Source organism: Streptomyces sp. NPDC037083 (genome assembly GCF_055606485.1).
The window spans coordinates 59,177-73,534 of the sequence record NZ_JBVJSQ010000018.1 but is presented as its reverse complement, the minus strand read 5'-3'; the positions used below and the strand labels follow the sequence as shown (position 1 = coordinate 73,534).

Sequence of the window (14,358 nt, the reverse complement as noted above, 5' to 3'; positions counted from 1 at the left end):
TTACGCCCTGAGGCACAGCAAGCTGGGGTCATGACGAGTGCAGCCCTGCGCAGTGGGGCGTGGAAACTGCTGGAGATGGTCACGACGCCGCTGCTGCCGTCGGACTACCTCGACCTGGTCAGCCCGCTGCGTGCGGGCGCTGACCTGCGCGGGCGCATCGAGGCCGTGCACCCCGAGACGGGTGACGCCGCGACCATCGTGATCAGGCCGGGACGGGGCTGGCGCGGCCACACGGCCGGTCAGTACGTGCGGATCGGAGTCGACGTCGACGGGGTGCGCCTGTGGCGTGCCTACTCCATCACCTCGCCGACGAACCGCCAGGACGGCCGCGTCACGATCACCGTGAAGGCGATTCCGGACGGCAAGGTCAGCAACCACCTGGTCCGCAGGGTGAAACCGGGCACGCTGATCCAGCTCGACCAGGCGACCGGTGACTTCGTGCTGCCGCAGGCCAAGCCCGCCAAGGTGCTCTACCTGACGGCCGGCAGCGGCATCACGCCCGTGATGGGCATGCTGCGCGACACCGAGTTCGACGACGTCGTCATGGTCCACTGCGCGCCACAGCCGCAAGACGTGATCTTCCGCAGCGAACTGCACGACCTGGTCGCGGGCAAGAAGCTGCGGCTCACCGAGGTGCACACCGACACGGACGGCATGCTCGACATCGCCCGTCTCGCCGAACTAGTGCCCGACTGGGCCGAGCGCGAGACCTGGGCTTGCGGGCCCGCGGGCATGCTCGACGCCGCCGAAGAGCACTGGACCGAGCACGGCCTCCAAGAGCGCCTGCACACCGAACGCTTCCGCCCCAGCATCGTCGTCGCCGGCGACGGCGGCGAGGTCACGTTCAGCGCCACCGGCAAGACCGTCGACGCGGACGGCGCCACGCCGTTGCTGGACGTCGGCGAGGAGGCCGGCGTGCTCATGCCCTCCGGGTGCCGCATGGGCATCTGCTTCGGCTGCGTCACGCCGCTCAAGGCCGGCGCCGTCCGCGACCTGCGCACCGGCGAGATCACCGAGGCCGAGCCGGGCGTCCTCATCCAGACCTGCGTGTCCGCCGCGGCGGGCCCCTGCGACATCGAACGGTAGGAGCACCTTGACCGCCATCGACCCCACCGCCCACCTGACCGCGGAGCAGATCGAGGAGCTCGGCCGCGAGCTGGACGCGATCCGCGACGAGGTGATCGCCGGCCGCGGCGAGAAAGACGCCGCCTACATCCGCAAGGTCATCTCGGCGCAGCGCAAGCTCGAGCTGGTCAGCAGGGGCGTGCTGCTGTTCTCGATCTTCCCGCCCGCGTGGCTGATCGGCACCGCCGGTCTGTCCGTGGCGAAGATCATGGACAACATGGAGATCGGCCACAACATCCTGCACGGCCAGTGGGACTGGATGCGGGACCCGAAGATCCACTCCACCACCTGGGACTGGGATCACGTCTCGCCGGCCGAGCAGTGGAAGCACTCGCACAACGAGCTGCACCACAGGTACACCAACGTGATCGGCAAGGACAACGACCTCGGCTACGGCATCATGCGCGTCGACGAGGACCAGAAGTGGCACCCGTTCCACCTCGGCCAGCCGCTGTGGAACTTCCTCAACGCCTGCTTCTTCGAGTACGGCATCGCAGCGTACGACCTGGAGCTCGGCAAGAACCTGCACAAGCGCCGCCGCAAGAACCCGGAGTTCCGCGCGCGGGCCAAGGCCGTGGGCCGCAAGATCCGCAAGCAGGTGCTCAAGGACTACGTGATCCACCCGCTGCTGTCGGGCCCGTCGTTCCTCACCACGCTCGCCGCCACGTTCACCGCGAACCTGGTCCGCAACATCTGGTCCCACTCGGTGATCATGTGCGGGCACTTCCCCGAGGGCGTGCAGGTCTTCGAGCGCCGGTCGATCAGGGGCGAGACGCGCGGGCAGTGGTACCTGCGCCAGATGATGGGCTCGGCGAACATCAGCGGCAGCAAGGCCATGCACTTCATGACCGGCAACCTGTCTCACCAGATCGAGCACCACCTGTTCCCGGACCTGCCGAGCAACCGGTACGCCGAGGTCGCGGTGAAGGTGCGCGCACTGTTCGAGAAGTACGAGCTGGAGTACGTCACCGGGCCTCTGCCCAAGCAGGTGTTCTCCGCCTGGCACAAGGTCTTCCGACTCTCGCTGCCGAACAAGAAGCCCAAGGTCAAGACGCCGGAACGCGAGCAGGAGCTCGTCGCGGCCTGATTCCCGGTACGGGTTCAGATCTTTCGGCCGTACCGGCGGCACCGTCGGCTTCGGTGAGATCCGTGGCGGACGGTCGGCGACCGCGACATCACGCCGTACGACACAGGATCCGCGGCAGCCCAGCGCCGGCTGCGCTGCCTGGAGGTGTGCCAGGAGCTCGGCTCCCAGCCCTCGGCGAGGTGTTGTAGTGCGCTGACCTGCCATGCTCGGGCCGGTAGTCGGATGCGTACGCGCACTCGATGTACCGACGGGCGGGCTGGGTGGAGGTATGGGCTGTGACGCGGACACTGCCGGAACCGATGCTCGCCGCCCCTGTGTCCGACCCTGCGCTGCTGCCGGGGTGGGCGGGTGAGCCGAAGTGATGGCGGGGGTTGGCAGTTGTCCGTTTGCCCGCAGTGCCGCGAGCTGGAGGGCAACGTCACCCCAGCGGTCTCGCGTGGACGGCTGTGCCGTTCGTGCCCTTGATGTAGCGGTGGCGGATGCTGCCGTTACTCCGCAAAAGACGCCGCAGTCGACTCGCGTGGCTCGTCGGTCAGTCGGGTGTCTCGCCCGAGTCGGCGGGCTGGGAGTCGTTGGCCGGCTCGGACCGCTCGATGCCGTCGTCGGTCGCGGCCCAGCTGGCCAGCAGGTTCAGGGCGTCCTGCGAGGGTGAGTGGGGCTCGGCGGTGTAGGTGAGGAGGAACTGGCTGGGGCCGTCGGGGAGTGGGAAGGTTTCGAAGGGCAGGTCGAGGTCGCCGACGACCGGGTGGTGGAGGAGCTTCACGCCCGTGGTGTGCATCCGGACGTTGTGGGCGGCCCAGCGGTGACGGAATTCCGCGCTGCGGGTGGACAGCTCCCCGATCAGGTCCGTCAGCCGCCGGTCGTAGAGATCGCGGCCGGCCTCGGCGCGCAGCATGGCGACCGTGTCGCCCGCGACTTCGTCCCAGTGGCGGAAGAACTCGGTCGCGTGCGGGCTGAGAAAGACGAACCGGGCGTTGTTCGGCGGCCGTACCGGGTCGGTGTAGACGGGGGAGAACAGGGCGCGCCCGAGGTGGTTGGCGGCCAGGATGTCCCCGCGTCCGCTGAGGATGAACGCGGGTGTGCCTCTCATCGAGTCGAGGACGCGCTGAACCGCGGGCCGAACGCGCTGCTGGGTCGGGCGGCGGCGTGGCGGACGGGTCGTGCCGGCGCCGCGCAGAAGGTCGAGCAGGTGGATGCGTTCGGCCTCGTCGAGCTGAAGTGCTTGCGCGATGCCTTCGATGACGCTCTCCGAGACTCCGGTGGCGTTGCCGCGCTCCAGCCGGGTGTAGTACTCGCTGGAGATGCCCGCGAGGAGGGCGACCTCCTCGCGGCGCAGCCCGGTGACCCGTCGGCGTTCTCCGCCGTACACGGGCAGCCCAGCCTGTTCGGGGGTGACCCTGGCCCGTCGCGTGCCGAGGAATTCCCGGATCTCCGCACGGAAATCATCGCGGATGTCGCGGTTTGTGCCGTTGGGGTCGTTTCTGCCTGCCATGCGCTTCACTCTACGAGCGCATCCGCCGGGTTGGGGGTCCCTGTCAGTGACCCCCTCACCAGGGACTCCCACCCTTGCGTGGCAGCCGGTTTCGTTGGTGGTGCACCGCCCACGGCGGTGTGACCGTCCAGACGGACCGCGCTCGTGCCGCCGGTCCCAGCCCCCTCTGCGGCGCTGTATGCAGCACCCCGCACACAGTGGGTGCCGGAGCACGGCGCCTGAAAGGAAATCCCCCCATGAGCAAGGTCATTCTCGTCACCGGTGCCGGACGCGGTCTGGGCACGGACGTCGCCCGCGAGGCCCTCGCCCTCGGCCACCAGGTCGTCGCCACCGGCCGCCGCCCCGAAGAGGTCGAGAAGACCCTCGGCGGGCCGCAGGACGACCTGCTGGTCACCAAGCTCGACGTCACCAGCCTGGCGGAACCCGAGGCCGCCGCGCGGGCAGCCGTCGACCGCTTCGGCCGCATCGACGTCCTCATCAACAACGCCGGGAACCTGTTCACCGGCTACTTCGAGGAGATCTCGCCCGCGCAGATGCGCCGGCAGTTCGAGACCAACCTCTTCGGCCCGATGAACGTCACCCGCGCCGTCCTGCCCATCCTGCGCAAGCAGCGCGCCGGGCACATCATCACCATCACCTCGACCGCCGGGCTGGTCGGCATGGAGTTCACCTCCGCCTACGCCGCCTCCAAGTTCGCCGAAGAGGGCTGGATGGAGTCCCTGCGCCACGACGTCGAGCCCTACAACATCCACACCACCCTCGTGGAGCCCGGCTACTTCCGCACCGAGCTCCTCGTGGACGGCTCCACCAACTGGCCCGAGCTGTCCATCGACGACTACGCCCCGCGCACCGCACCCCGGATCGAGGCCATGAAGAGCATGAACGGCAAGCAGCCCGGCGACCCCGCCAAGCTCGCCCGCGCCCTGCTCACCATCGCCGGCCAGGAGAAGCCGCTGCTGCGTTTCGTCGCCGGTGCGGACGCCATCGAGGCCGCCGAGGCCAAGGCGAAGGAGCTCCTCGCCCAGGCCGAGGCATCCCGCGAACTGGGCGGCGCCCTGGCCTACGACGCCCACGCCTGAGCACCACACCCCGCACCCCGGTCAGGACGGAGGACCGAGCCGGGCGCGCGTTTCGACAGCACGGAGAGAGTCAGCATGCCCCTCAAAGGCGAGTACGAGCCGAGCAAGGCGCAGTTTGTGCGTGACCAGGTGGAGCTGTACGAAAGCTCCGGCGGTACGCAGGGAACGACGCTGAGCATCCTGGTCGCACGGGAAGAAGACGAGAGGCTCCGGGACCTGCCCGTCGTCATCCTGACCACCCTGGGCGCGAAGAGCGGCAAGATCCGCAAGACCCCGGTCATGCGGGTGGAGCACGACGGCGTCTACGCCGTGGTCGCCTCCATGGCAGGAGCCCCCACCCACCCGGTCTGGTACCACAACGCGGTGGCCGACCCCCGAGTCGAGCTTCAGGACGGCCCGGTGCGCCAGGACATGCTGGCACGCGAGGTGACCGGGGACGAGAAGACCCTGTGGTGGGTCCGAGCCGTCGAAGCGTTCCCCGACTACGCCGAGTACCAGACGAACACGGAACGTGAGATCCCAGTCCTCGTTCTGGAGCCGGCGGCCCACGAGCACTGACCCGGCGCAGCCGGTTCAGCCGCGGATCCCCCCGGCAGCCTGGCCCTGGCAACACCGGCGTCGAACCCCACCCGACAGCGGCCAGCTCCAATCCCGCATGATCGGCCCGCCCGGCCGCCTGGACGAAGCACATCACCCGCGACCGCGGCATCGATGTCCCCTCGGCAGTCTGACCCACGACGACACCCACGCCTGAGCACCATGCCGGGTCGAGGACAGAGGCCGCCGGGTGCACCTTCGGCGCTGACCCGCTATCCGGCAACGGCGCCCGCACCGGCGGCGCGCGGACCGCCGAAGCACGCTCCGCCAGCTGGTGCCGCACCCCATTGATCAGAACCGGCCTGACGGCCGTCACGAGAAGGAGTACCGGATGAAGCACGTATCACTGGGCGGGCTCGATGTCTCCCGCATCGGGCTGGGAGCCATGACCATGGCCGGCATGTACACCACGGGCGGGGGGCTCGATGACACCGAGTCGATCCGCACGATCCACCGGGCGCTGGACCTCGGGGTCACCCACATCGACACCGCCGAGATCTACGGCCCCTTCCACAGCGAGAAAATCGTCGGCAAGGCGATCAAGGGCCGTCGGGACGACGTCGTGGTGGCGACGAAGTTCGGTCTCGTCTCCCACTCCGGTGGCGGCCCCGGCGTGATCGACAGCAGCCCCGGCAACGTGAAGGCCGCGGTCGAAGGCTCGCTCCTGCGGCTCGGCACCGACCACATCGACCTCTACTACCAGCACCGCGTCGACCCGAACACGCCCATCGAGGAGATCGTCGGCGCGCTGGCCGAGCTGGTCGCCGAAGGCAAGGTGCGCCACATCGGCCTCTCGGAAGCCGGCCCCGAGACGATCCGGCGGGCGCACGCCGTTCATCCGGTGTCCGCGTTGCAGACCGAATACTCGCTGTGGACCCGTGACGTCGAGGCCGAGATCCTCCCGCTGCTGCGCGAGCTCGGTATCGGATTCGTGCCCTACTCGCCGCTCGGCCATGGCCTGCTGACCGGGCAGATCCGCACCGTCGACGACTTCGCCGACGACGACTGGCGCAAGACCAACCCGCGCTTCATCGGCGCGAACTTCCAGCGCAACCTGCGCATCGTCGACGAAGTACGGGCCATCGGCGCCGAGATCGGAGCCACACCGGCCCAGACCGCGCTGGCCTGGCTGCTGACCCGCGGCGACGACATCGCCCCCATCCCCGGGACCCGCCGGGTCTCACGCGTCGAAGAGAACACCGCCGCCGACGGCATCGAGCTCAGCGCCGCTCAGCTCGACCGCCTGAACAACCTCACACCGGCCGCGGGAGAGCGCCACGACGAGGCGAACATGGCCACCATCGACCGGTGACCTGACGCCCCCGCGACGTGCTGACCCGTCGCACCCGACCAATCTGCTTCCCTTCACCCATTTCACTGATCACTGAAGAGGCTTTCTCAGCATGTCCAAGGTTCTCCTTGTCGTAGGCCACCCCGACCTGTCCCAGTCGAAGGCCAACAAGGCTCTGGTGGACGCCGTCCGCGAGCTGGCCCATGTCACGGTGCACGACCTCTACGCCACCTACCCCGACTTTCAGATCGACGTCGACGCCGAGCAGGCACTGCTGGCCGACCACGACGTGATCGTCTTCCAGCACCCGGTGTTCTGGTACAACACCACCCCTCTGTTCAAGCAGTGGCAGGACAAGGTCTTCACCCTCGGCTGGGCCTTCACCATGGACGGCTCGCCCTCCGAGACGGCCGGCAAGAAGGCATCGTCGCCGTCACCGCCGGCGTCCCCGCCGACCACTACACGCCCGAAGGCGCGAACGAGACCACCCTGGAGACCCTCCTCAGCAACTGGCACGCAACCCTGCGACTTTGCCAGTTCGACATCCAGCCGATGGTCAAGCTGTACGGCACCGCTTTCGGCCTCTCCGACCAGGACCTGACCACCGCCGCCAAGCAGTACAACGAACTGCTTGCCTCCTTCGCCGCCTGACCGCACTCGCACGACAACGGCCGCCGTCGCCGATCGCGACGCGGCGGTGATGGCAGTCTCCGGTCGCACTTCGCCGGATCGGCGCCAAGCGACCGGGAGATCTGTATCGGCGGCGACTGTGTCGTGAAACAGCGACCGCTCGTCGCCGAGCGGTGTCTGAGCTCGGTGGATCTGGATCGCAGGGTGAGCACGTCCGCAGGACCCGGCTCCTGATTTCCACCCGGGTCCGGCCTTCGTATCGGATGAGGTCAGGACCGTGACCCTGGAAGGTGGCGTGCGGGACGCCGAGGCGTCGCTCGACGGCGGTGACGGTGGGGCGGAGCCCGGTGGCAGCGGCATGTTCGGGGTCGGTGAGATGGCGGCCTTGACGGTGTCGGCGTCGGGAGCGTTTCACGGCGTGGGCTCCGGGAGGTGGCGGGTGAGGAAGGCGGCTGTCTCGCGGCGTTGTTCTTCGAGGCGGTGGCAGACGTAGGGGGCGAGGCGGTCGCCGTCGGCGAGGGTGTGGTCCAGGCCGGCGAGGTGAGCGGCCAGGGCCTGTCGGTTGGCGGGGGTGAAGGCGGCGTCGCTGGTCGCCCCGACCCCGAGGGCGCGTATCGAGTCGTGATCATCGGGTGGTCCCGGTGAGGTCTTTGATCCAGATCATCGAGGCGTGCAGGTGGACACTGGCGAGGTAGCTGTCAGGAGTCTTGTCGTATCGGGTGTCTCACCGTCCCAGCTCCGGCCTCCTGGTACGTCACGCTCTGGGGCGGGTGAGGCACGTGGAGCCGACGTGAGCCGACCGGTGCACTGAGGTCCGGGCGGGGACTCATGGGACATGGCCCGGCACCCGGGTCAGGTTCCGGGGAGGACACGGCGCGTTTCGTAGGCCCACATCGCGATCTCGACCCGGTTGCGGGCGCCGAGTTTGGCCATCAGGCTGGCCAGATGCGTCTTCACCGTGCTGAGGCTGATGTGCAGTGCATCGGCGATCTCGGTGTTGGTCAGCCCGCGAGCGACGGCGAGGAGCACCTGCTCCTCGCGGGCGGTGACGGGGGAGACCGGCTGGGCCACGGGCCGGCCGGCGGGCAGGTCCGCGAATGCCTGGAGCAGACGGACGGTGACGCTGGGCGCGATGAGCGCCTCACCGCCGGACGCCGACCGTACGGCCTGGGCCAGAAGGTCTGGTCCCGTGTCCTTGAGGAGGAATCCGCGGGCGCCGGCACGCAGCGCGCCGTAGACGTACTCGTCGAGGTCGAACGTGGTGATGACGACCACGGCCAGCGGGTCGGCGACGCCCGGGCCGGCGACCAGCCGGGTGGCCTCGAGCCCGTCGAGTACGGGCATGCGGATGTCGAACAGGCAGACGTCGGGGCGCAGTTCGCGGGCCAGACGTACCGCCTCCCGCCCGTCGGCGGCCTCGCCGACCACCTCGATGCCGGGCTGGGCGTTCAGCATGATCCGCAACCCGGTGCGGATGATCGTCTGGTCGTCAGCGACGAGGACGCGAATGGACACCGCTCTCGCTCCTCGCTCTCGGCAGTTCGGCGTCGACATGCCAGCCCCGGTCGGTACCCGGGCCGGCTCGTAGTGTGCCGCCGAGCAGCGTCGCGCGCTCGCGCAATCCGGTAAGTCCGTATCCGTCGCGCCCCCGGCCGGTGCGCCGGCCGTTGTCGCGCACGCTCACCCGCACCATGTGCCGTTCCGCGGCGACCCGGACGACGACCTCGGTCGCGTCGACCGCATGGCGCAGCGCGTTGGTCACCGACTCCTGCACGATCCGGTAGACGGCCGCGTCCACGGCCGGGGGCAGCGCGTCCAGCTCGCCGTCGAGCCCCAGGTCGACGCTGAGGCGACCACCCGGGGTGCGCACCAGGCGCTCCAGATCCGCGACACCGGCAGGCGGCGCCAGCTCGGCGCCGACCCCGCGGTCGCGCAGCGCGGCTACCATGGCGCGCATTTCCTCCAGCGTGCGCGCCCCTTCCTCCTCGACCCCCTCCAGCGCCTCGACGGCGGCGGACGGGTCGGTGCCCGCGAGCACCCGGCCCGCCTGAGCTGTGATCACAATGGCCGACACGTGGTGAGCCACCGTGTCGTGCAGTTCCCGGGCGAGCTGCTCGCGCTCGCGGGAGCGCACCTGCTCCAACTGCCGCTCGCGAGCGGTCACCCGGAACCGCACGGCAGCCCCGACCACGCCGGGCAGCAGCAGGAAGACGAAGCCCACGACATTTTCGACGACCGGGGTCTCGTCCGTGACGGAACACAGCGCGCTGGCCGCGAGGATCACCGCGCCGCCCAGCACGATCTCGCGTCCCGATCCCCACCGGGGCAGCGCGTACACCAGCACGAGGACGACCGCGTCGGTGTACAGGCCGACGGGCTCGCGCGATGCGGCGACGAGCGAGGCCACCTGAAGCAGGATCACCGAGCCGAACGCCAGCGTCACCATCGCCAGCGGGCGGGTGCGGCGCCACAGGGGCAGCAGGCACAGCCATACGGCGAACACCACCGCCACCGGCCGCCACGCGACGTTCTCGCGCAGGGTGGCCTCCAGCGCCACACCGGCAAGGCCCGCGGTGAGCAGCGCCCAGTCCCGCCACACCCGGGCGGGCGCGTCGGGCGGCCGGGGTTCGGTCCACAGGGTTCGCAGGTCGTCTCGGAGCACGGTTCTCAGCCTAGGGACTGCGGCGTGCCGCGCATCGGCCGAAAGGACGGGTCGTCACTCCGCCCCGGGGCCGACGGATCCGCGGCCCGCGGGCCGATGCCGCGGAGCGCCGTGGCGACGAGCCTCGGGATCGGCGGCCGTACAAGGACGGCCGACGAGGTGGTTGGAGGACCCGATGCTCTCGAAAGCCCTGTTGCGCCTGGGCGCAAGCGCCGCCCGCCATCCCTGGCGGGTGATCGCGGCATGGCTGGTCGCCGCCACGCTCGCCGTCCTCGCCGCCGTCGCCTTCGGCGGGCGGACCGCGGACTCGATGACCGCTCCGGGACTGGACTCCCAACGGGCCGCGGAACTGATCGAGCGGGCCGGCACCGGCCAGGAGGGGATGACCGCCCAAGTGGTCGTCACCCCCCTCGACGGCGCTGCGACGTTCTTCGACCACGACAGCGCGCGCACCGCTCTCACGCGGCTGCAGACCGAGGTGAAGCGGCTGCCGCACGTGCTCGGCACGAGCGACCCGGCGGGCGCGCTCGACGCGGGCGGGGACACCGCCGTGCGCGGCGGCCTCGTTTCGGCCGACGGGCGGATCGCGGTCGTCCGGGTGCAATACCCCGATCAGAGCCGGCTGTCGGCCGAAGACCTCGACGCCCTCGTCGGTCTCGGCGAACGGCTGCGCGCCGAGTTGCCATTGCGCATCGAGATGGGCGGGAACCTCTTCTACGTCTTCTCCGACCCCGACGGCGGCGCGAGCGAGCTGATCGGCCTCCTCGCCGCGGCCGTGATCCTGTTCCTGGCGTTCGGTTCGCTCGTCGCCGCCGCGCTGCCGATCGGCATGGCGGTCTTCGGGCTGACCGTCGGGGTCGCCACGATGACGGTACTGGCAGGGGTGACAGAGGTCCCCACGTTCGCACCGGTCCTGGGCAGCATGGTCGGGCTCGGAGTGGGCATCGACTACGCGCTGTTCGTGCTCGCCAGGCACCGGGAGTACCTCGCGTGCGGGCTCGATCCGCACGAGGCGGCCGGACGAGCGGTGGCCACGGCGGGGCGGCCGGTGGTCTTCGCCGGCGGAACCGTCGTCGTGTCGATCCTCGGCATGGCGGTCGCGAACGTGCCGTTCATGACGGTGGGCGGGCTTGCCGTCTCGATCGTCGTCCTGACGATGGTCCTCGCGTCGGTGACGCTGCTGCCGGCCTTCCTCGGCGCGGCGGGCCCGCGGCTGGGCCGGGCCGGCCGGATCGGCCGGGCACTTCGGGCCGGGCGGTGGGGCCGCCTCGGCCGACGGCGGGACACGGCGGCAGGCTCCGCCCACGCCGTCGGGTGGCGGCGCTGGCTCGGGCACGTCGGCCGGCACCCGGTGCCGTACGCGGTCGGCGCCGCGGCGCTGCTGCTGACGGCGACGCTGCCCGTGCTCGGCCTGCGCGTCGGCCTGCCCGACGACGGCTCACTGCCCCACAGCCGTACCGAGCGCCGGGCCTACGACCTCGTCGCAGAGGGATTCGGCCCGGGCACCAACGGTCCCCTCGTCATCGCCGCGGACCCCACCGGTGATCCGGGAGTGCTGGACCGACTCGTCGCAACGGTCGCGGCGGATCCGGGCATCGCATCCGTCGCGCCGACGCACATCGATCGGGCCACCGGCATCGCGACCCTCGTGGTGTTCCCGACCACCAGCCCTCAGGACAAGGCCACGGCCGACACCATCGCCCGGCTGCGCACCGACGTGCTGCCCACGGCGATCGGGCACGGCCCGGCCAGGGTCCACGTCGGCGGCGCCGCCGCGAGCCTGTCCGATGTGGGCCAACGCACCAGCCAGCGCCTGCCGGTGTTCGTCGCCGCCGTGCTGGCGATGTCGTTCCTGCTGCTGATGCTGGTCTTCCGCTCGATACTCGTACCGCTCAAGGCGGCACTGCTGAATCTGCTGAGCATCGGCGCGGCCTACGGCATCATGGTCGCGGTCTTCCAGTGGGGCTGGGGAGGCGCACTCATCGGACTGGAAGCGACGGTTCCGATCGTGTCGTTCATCCCGATGTTCCTCTTCGCCATCCTGTTCGGCCTGTCGATGGACTACGAGGTGTTCCTCCTCTCCCGCGTACGCGAGGAGTACCTGCGCACCGGCGACAACGGCACGGCGATCGTTGAGGGCGTCGCGGGCACCGCCCGGATCATCACCTCGGCCGCCCTCATCATGGTGGCGGTCTTCCTGTCCTTCGCCGTAGCCGAGGACCCCTCCACCAAAATGTTCGGGCTCGGCCTGGCCACCGCGATCTTCATCGACGCCACGGTCGTACGCATGGTCCTGGTACCGGCGACGATGACACTCCTCGGCCGGACCAACTGGTGGCTGCCGAAGTGGCTGGACCGGATGCTTCCCCGCGGCCCGGTCGGCACCGACGACACCGACGCGGAATCCACGGGCGAAGCGCCGCGTCCACGGCTGGTTGACCGTTGACTCAACCCCTGCCCGCCCTTGGCGTCCGGCACCTCAGCGCGTCACCTAGGGGCACATCGAGTCGTGATCACCGGGTGGTCCTGGTGAGGTCCTTGATCCAGATCATCGAGGCGCGCAGGTGGAGACCGGCGAGGTGGCTGTCGGGAGTCTTGTCGTATCGGGTGGCGATGCCTCGCCATGCCTTGAGCTTGTTGATCAGGCGTTCGAAGGTGTTCCGCTCCTTGAAGAGATCGGCGTCGTGGCTGACGGGTCGGCCACCTCTGGAGCCCTTCTTCTTCCGGTTGGCGGCCTGGTCCTTCTTCTCCGGGATGACCGCCATGACACGGCGTTTGCGCAGGTGGGCGCGGTTTCCGCGGGACGAGTACGCCTTGTCCCCGGCGACCGCGTCCGGCCGGATGCGGGGGTCGGCCGACGAGCCCGCGTACCCGTACCGTCTTCAGGACGGGGATGAACTGCGGGCTGTCCGCTGCCTGGCCTGTGGTCAGGATGAACGCCAGCGGGCGGCACTCGCGGTCGGCGGCGAGGTGGACCCTGCTGGTCTGCCCGCCTCTGGAACGTCCGTGGAGGGCGGCCTTCAGCCGGAGTTTTCGCCGACGCCGGATGCGTCGTCGTTCTTCCAGCGCGGGATCACTTTCGGTCTCTTGCCCGTTTTGCTCTTCGAGGCCGCCCCCTTTGACCTGGCCTTCTCCTCCTCGGCCGCGGCTTTCTCCAGGGCGGTGACGACGTCCTCGTCGAACTGCTGCCGCAGTCGCTCGGGGTACGGGCCGTACTCGCCGATCGGCAGGTACGGCTCGATGAACTCCCAATCCGGATCGGTCAGTTGCACTCGCGTCACGTAAGACCGTCTGTCGGACCGGACCGTGCCACGAAGGCGCATCCCGCAAATCGATCACGACTCGATGCGCGCCCTAGAACCCGATCACGGTCCGGCCGTGCCGCGTCCAGCCCCGGCCACGGCTGGTGACGACCGTGACGTGTGTGGAGGAGTACGACGGCGACTGCGTGCGAGGTCAGGGACTATGCCTCGGTGCCTTCGCCCCCGCCCAGGCCCTGCGCAGTTCCTCGGCCAGGTTCGCGGGAGCCTCCTCGGCGATGTGGTGACCGCTCTCGATGCCTTTGGCCGTCAGTTCGCCCGCCACCCAGTTCTGCCAGATGCCCTTGATGTCCTGATACAGCAGAGGGAGATCGCTCTTCGTGCCCCACAGCACGAGGGTGGGGCACTGCACGCGTCGTCCGGCCGCTCGGTCCTCGTCGTCGTGCCGACGGTCGATACCGAGTCCGGCCCGGTAGTCCTCGCACATGGCGTGGATGGTCTGCGGATCGCCGAGCGCGTGCTGGAGGTCCTCCCAGGATTCCTGGCCCATGGCCTCGGGGGTTTCCGGGTACCAGAGGCTGAGGTTGGTGCCGATGACGGTTTCCGGACCGGGGCTGGGTTGGGCGCGGAAGAACCAGTGCCACCACCGAGTGGCGAAGTCGGCGTCGCAGCGGGCGAGGGCCTCGCCGATGGGGACGACGTCCAATGCGGTCAGGTGCGTGACGGCCGAAGGGTGCTCCAGGGCCAGGCGGGTGGCGACGTAGCCGCCCCGGTCGTGTCCGACCACGTGGAACGTCTCGTGGCCCAGGGACCGCATGAGTGTCAGGCAGTCTGCGGCCATCCGGCGCTTGGAGTAGGGCGCGTGGTCGTCGTCGGTGGGGGGTTTGGAGGACTGTCCGTAGCCGCGGAGGTCGGGACAGACGACCGTGTGGTCCTCGGCGAGCAGCGGTGCCAGCCGGTGCCATGTGGCGTGGGTGCGCGGGTGCCCGTGGACGAGGAGGACGGCGGGTCCGCGTCCGCCGTGGCGCACGCGCAAGCCGACCTCGCCGAGGTCGATATTCTCGAGTGTGAAATCAGGGAACACCAAGCACCTCTTCCCTTGATTCCGAGGGGTGAACTCCCGGCCGCCGGCCGG

11 protein-coding genes and 2 pseudogenes are annotated in these 14,358 nt (G+C 69.8%); 8 read left to right on the top strand and 5 right to left on the bottom strand.

Translation table 11 applies throughout. From position 1 onward, the window contains the following. Positions 1 to 30: 30 nt before the first annotated feature. Both ACZ7DE_RS36585 and ACZ7DE_RS36580 read left to right on the top strand, forming a co-directional pair. Positions 31 to 1,086 carry a ferredoxin reductase gene (locus ACZ7DE_RS36585; protein ID WP_470768713.1) on the top strand — a complete coding sequence of 352 codons (1,056 nt, stop codon included), beginning with the start codon at positions 31 to 33 and terminating at the stop codon, positions 1,084 to 1,086. A 7-nt stretch (positions 1,087 to 1,093) separates the two neighbouring features. After that, entirely contained in the window at positions 1,094 to 2,212 is a 1,119-nt protein-coding gene (locus tag ACZ7DE_RS36580; protein WP_470768712.1) for a fatty acid desaturase family protein, read from the top strand. 532 nt (positions 2,213 to 2,744) lie between these two features. Here ACZ7DE_RS36580 and ACZ7DE_RS36575 read toward each other — a convergent pair. Then, positions 2,745 to 3,704 (bottom strand): helix-turn-helix transcriptional regulator, encoded by a 960-nt coding sequence (locus tag ACZ7DE_RS36575; protein WP_470768711.1) that lies wholly within the window; start codon positions 3,702 to 3,704, stop codon positions 2,745 to 2,747. A 236-nt stretch (positions 3,705 to 3,940) separates the two neighbouring features. On the opposite strand from ACZ7DE_RS36575, the gene ACZ7DE_RS36570 reads away from it, so the two are divergent. The 5 genes and pseudogenes from ACZ7DE_RS36570 to ACZ7DE_RS36550 all read left to right on the top strand — a co-directional run bounded on the left by ACZ7DE_RS36570 (position 3,941) and on the right by ACZ7DE_RS36550 (position 7,946). Then, entirely contained in the window at positions 3,941 to 4,783 is an 843-nt protein-coding gene (locus tag ACZ7DE_RS36570) for an SDR family oxidoreductase (protein ID WP_470768710.1), read from the top strand. A 75-nt stretch (positions 4,784 to 4,858) separates the two neighbouring features. After that, positions 4,859 to 5,341, top strand: a complete 483-nt coding sequence (locus ACZ7DE_RS36565; protein ID WP_470768709.1) for a nitroreductase family deazaflavin-dependent oxidoreductase — start codon at positions 4,859 to 4,861, stop codon at positions 5,339 to 5,341. 370 nt (positions 5,342 to 5,711) lie between these two features. Next, positions 5,712 to 6,692, top strand: coding sequence for an aldo/keto reductase (locus tag ACZ7DE_RS36560; RefSeq protein ID WP_470768708.1), 981 nt, complete (start codon positions 5,712 to 5,714; stop codon positions 6,690 to 6,692). 91 nt (positions 6,693 to 6,783) lie between these two features. Beyond that, positions 6,784 to 7,322 (top strand): annotated as a pseudogene (locus ACZ7DE_RS36555) (NAD(P)H-dependent oxidoreductase). Between the two features lie 411 nt (positions 7,323 to 7,733). Then, a complete protein-coding gene (locus ACZ7DE_RS36550; RefSeq protein WP_470768707.1) occupies positions 7,734 to 7,946 on the top strand; it encodes a hypothetical protein in 213 nt (70 codons plus the stop codon). 207 nt (positions 7,947 to 8,153) lie between these two features. Here ACZ7DE_RS36550 and ACZ7DE_RS36545 read toward each other — a convergent pair whose 3' ends face one another. Then, positions 8,154 to 8,816, bottom strand: a complete 663-nt coding sequence (locus ACZ7DE_RS36545) for a response regulator (protein ID WP_451293409.1) — start codon at positions 8,814 to 8,816, stop codon at positions 8,154 to 8,156. Beyond that, complete coding sequence (locus ACZ7DE_RS36540) at positions 8,791 to 9,963, bottom strand: sensor histidine kinase (RefSeq protein WP_470768706.1); 1,173 nt, start codon at positions 9,961 to 9,963, stop codon at positions 8,791 to 8,793. Before ACZ7DE_RS36540 ends, ACZ7DE_RS36545 begins: the two co-directional genes overlap by 26 nt. Before the next feature lie 175 nt (positions 9,964 to 10,138). Between ACZ7DE_RS36540 and ACZ7DE_RS36535 the strand changes: the two genes are divergently transcribed. After that, a complete protein-coding gene (locus tag ACZ7DE_RS36535; protein ID WP_470768705.1) occupies positions 10,139 to 12,409 on the top strand; it encodes an MMPL family transporter in 2,271 nt (756 codons plus the stop codon). Positions 12,410 to 12,476: 67 nt separating this feature from the next. On the opposite strand, the pseudogene ACZ7DE_RS36530 reads toward ACZ7DE_RS36535, so the two are convergent. Together ACZ7DE_RS36530 and ACZ7DE_RS36525 are read right to left on the bottom strand one after the other, a co-directional pair. Next, positions 12,477 to 13,244 (bottom strand): annotated as a pseudogene (locus tag ACZ7DE_RS36530) (IS5 family transposase). Between the two features lie 175 nt (positions 13,245 to 13,419). Then, on the bottom strand, positions 13,420 to 14,307 hold the full coding sequence (locus ACZ7DE_RS36525) for an alpha/beta fold hydrolase (protein WP_470768761.1): 888 nt from the start codon (positions 14,305 to 14,307) through the stop codon (positions 13,420 to 13,422). Positions 14,308 to 14,358 lie beyond the last annotated feature (51 nt).

Excerpts from the sequence above, each read along its gene's own strand:
- ACZ7DE_RS36585 (WP_470768713.1), top strand. The coding sequence starts at position 31 with ATGACGAGTGCAGCCCTGCGCAGTGGGGCGTGGAAACTGCTGGAGATG.
- ACZ7DE_RS36575 (WP_470768711.1), bottom strand. The coding sequence starts at position 3,704 with ATGGCAGGCAGAAACGACCCCAACGGCACAAACCGCGACATCCGCGAT.
- ACZ7DE_RS36570 (WP_470768710.1), top strand. The coding sequence starts at position 3,941 with ATGAGCAAGGTCATTCTCGTCACCGGTGCCGGACGCGGTCTGGGCACG.
- ACZ7DE_RS36565 (WP_470768709.1), top strand. The coding sequence starts at position 4,859 with ATGCCCCTCAAAGGCGAGTACGAGCCGAGCAAGGCGCAGTTTGTGCGT.
- ACZ7DE_RS36560 (WP_470768708.1), top strand. The coding sequence starts at position 5,712 with ATGAAGCACGTATCACTGGGCGGGCTCGATGTCTCCCGCATCGGGCTG.
- ACZ7DE_RS36535 (WP_470768705.1), top strand. The coding sequence starts at position 10,139 with ATGCTCTCGAAAGCCCTGTTGCGCCTGGGCGCAAGCGCCGCCCGCCAT.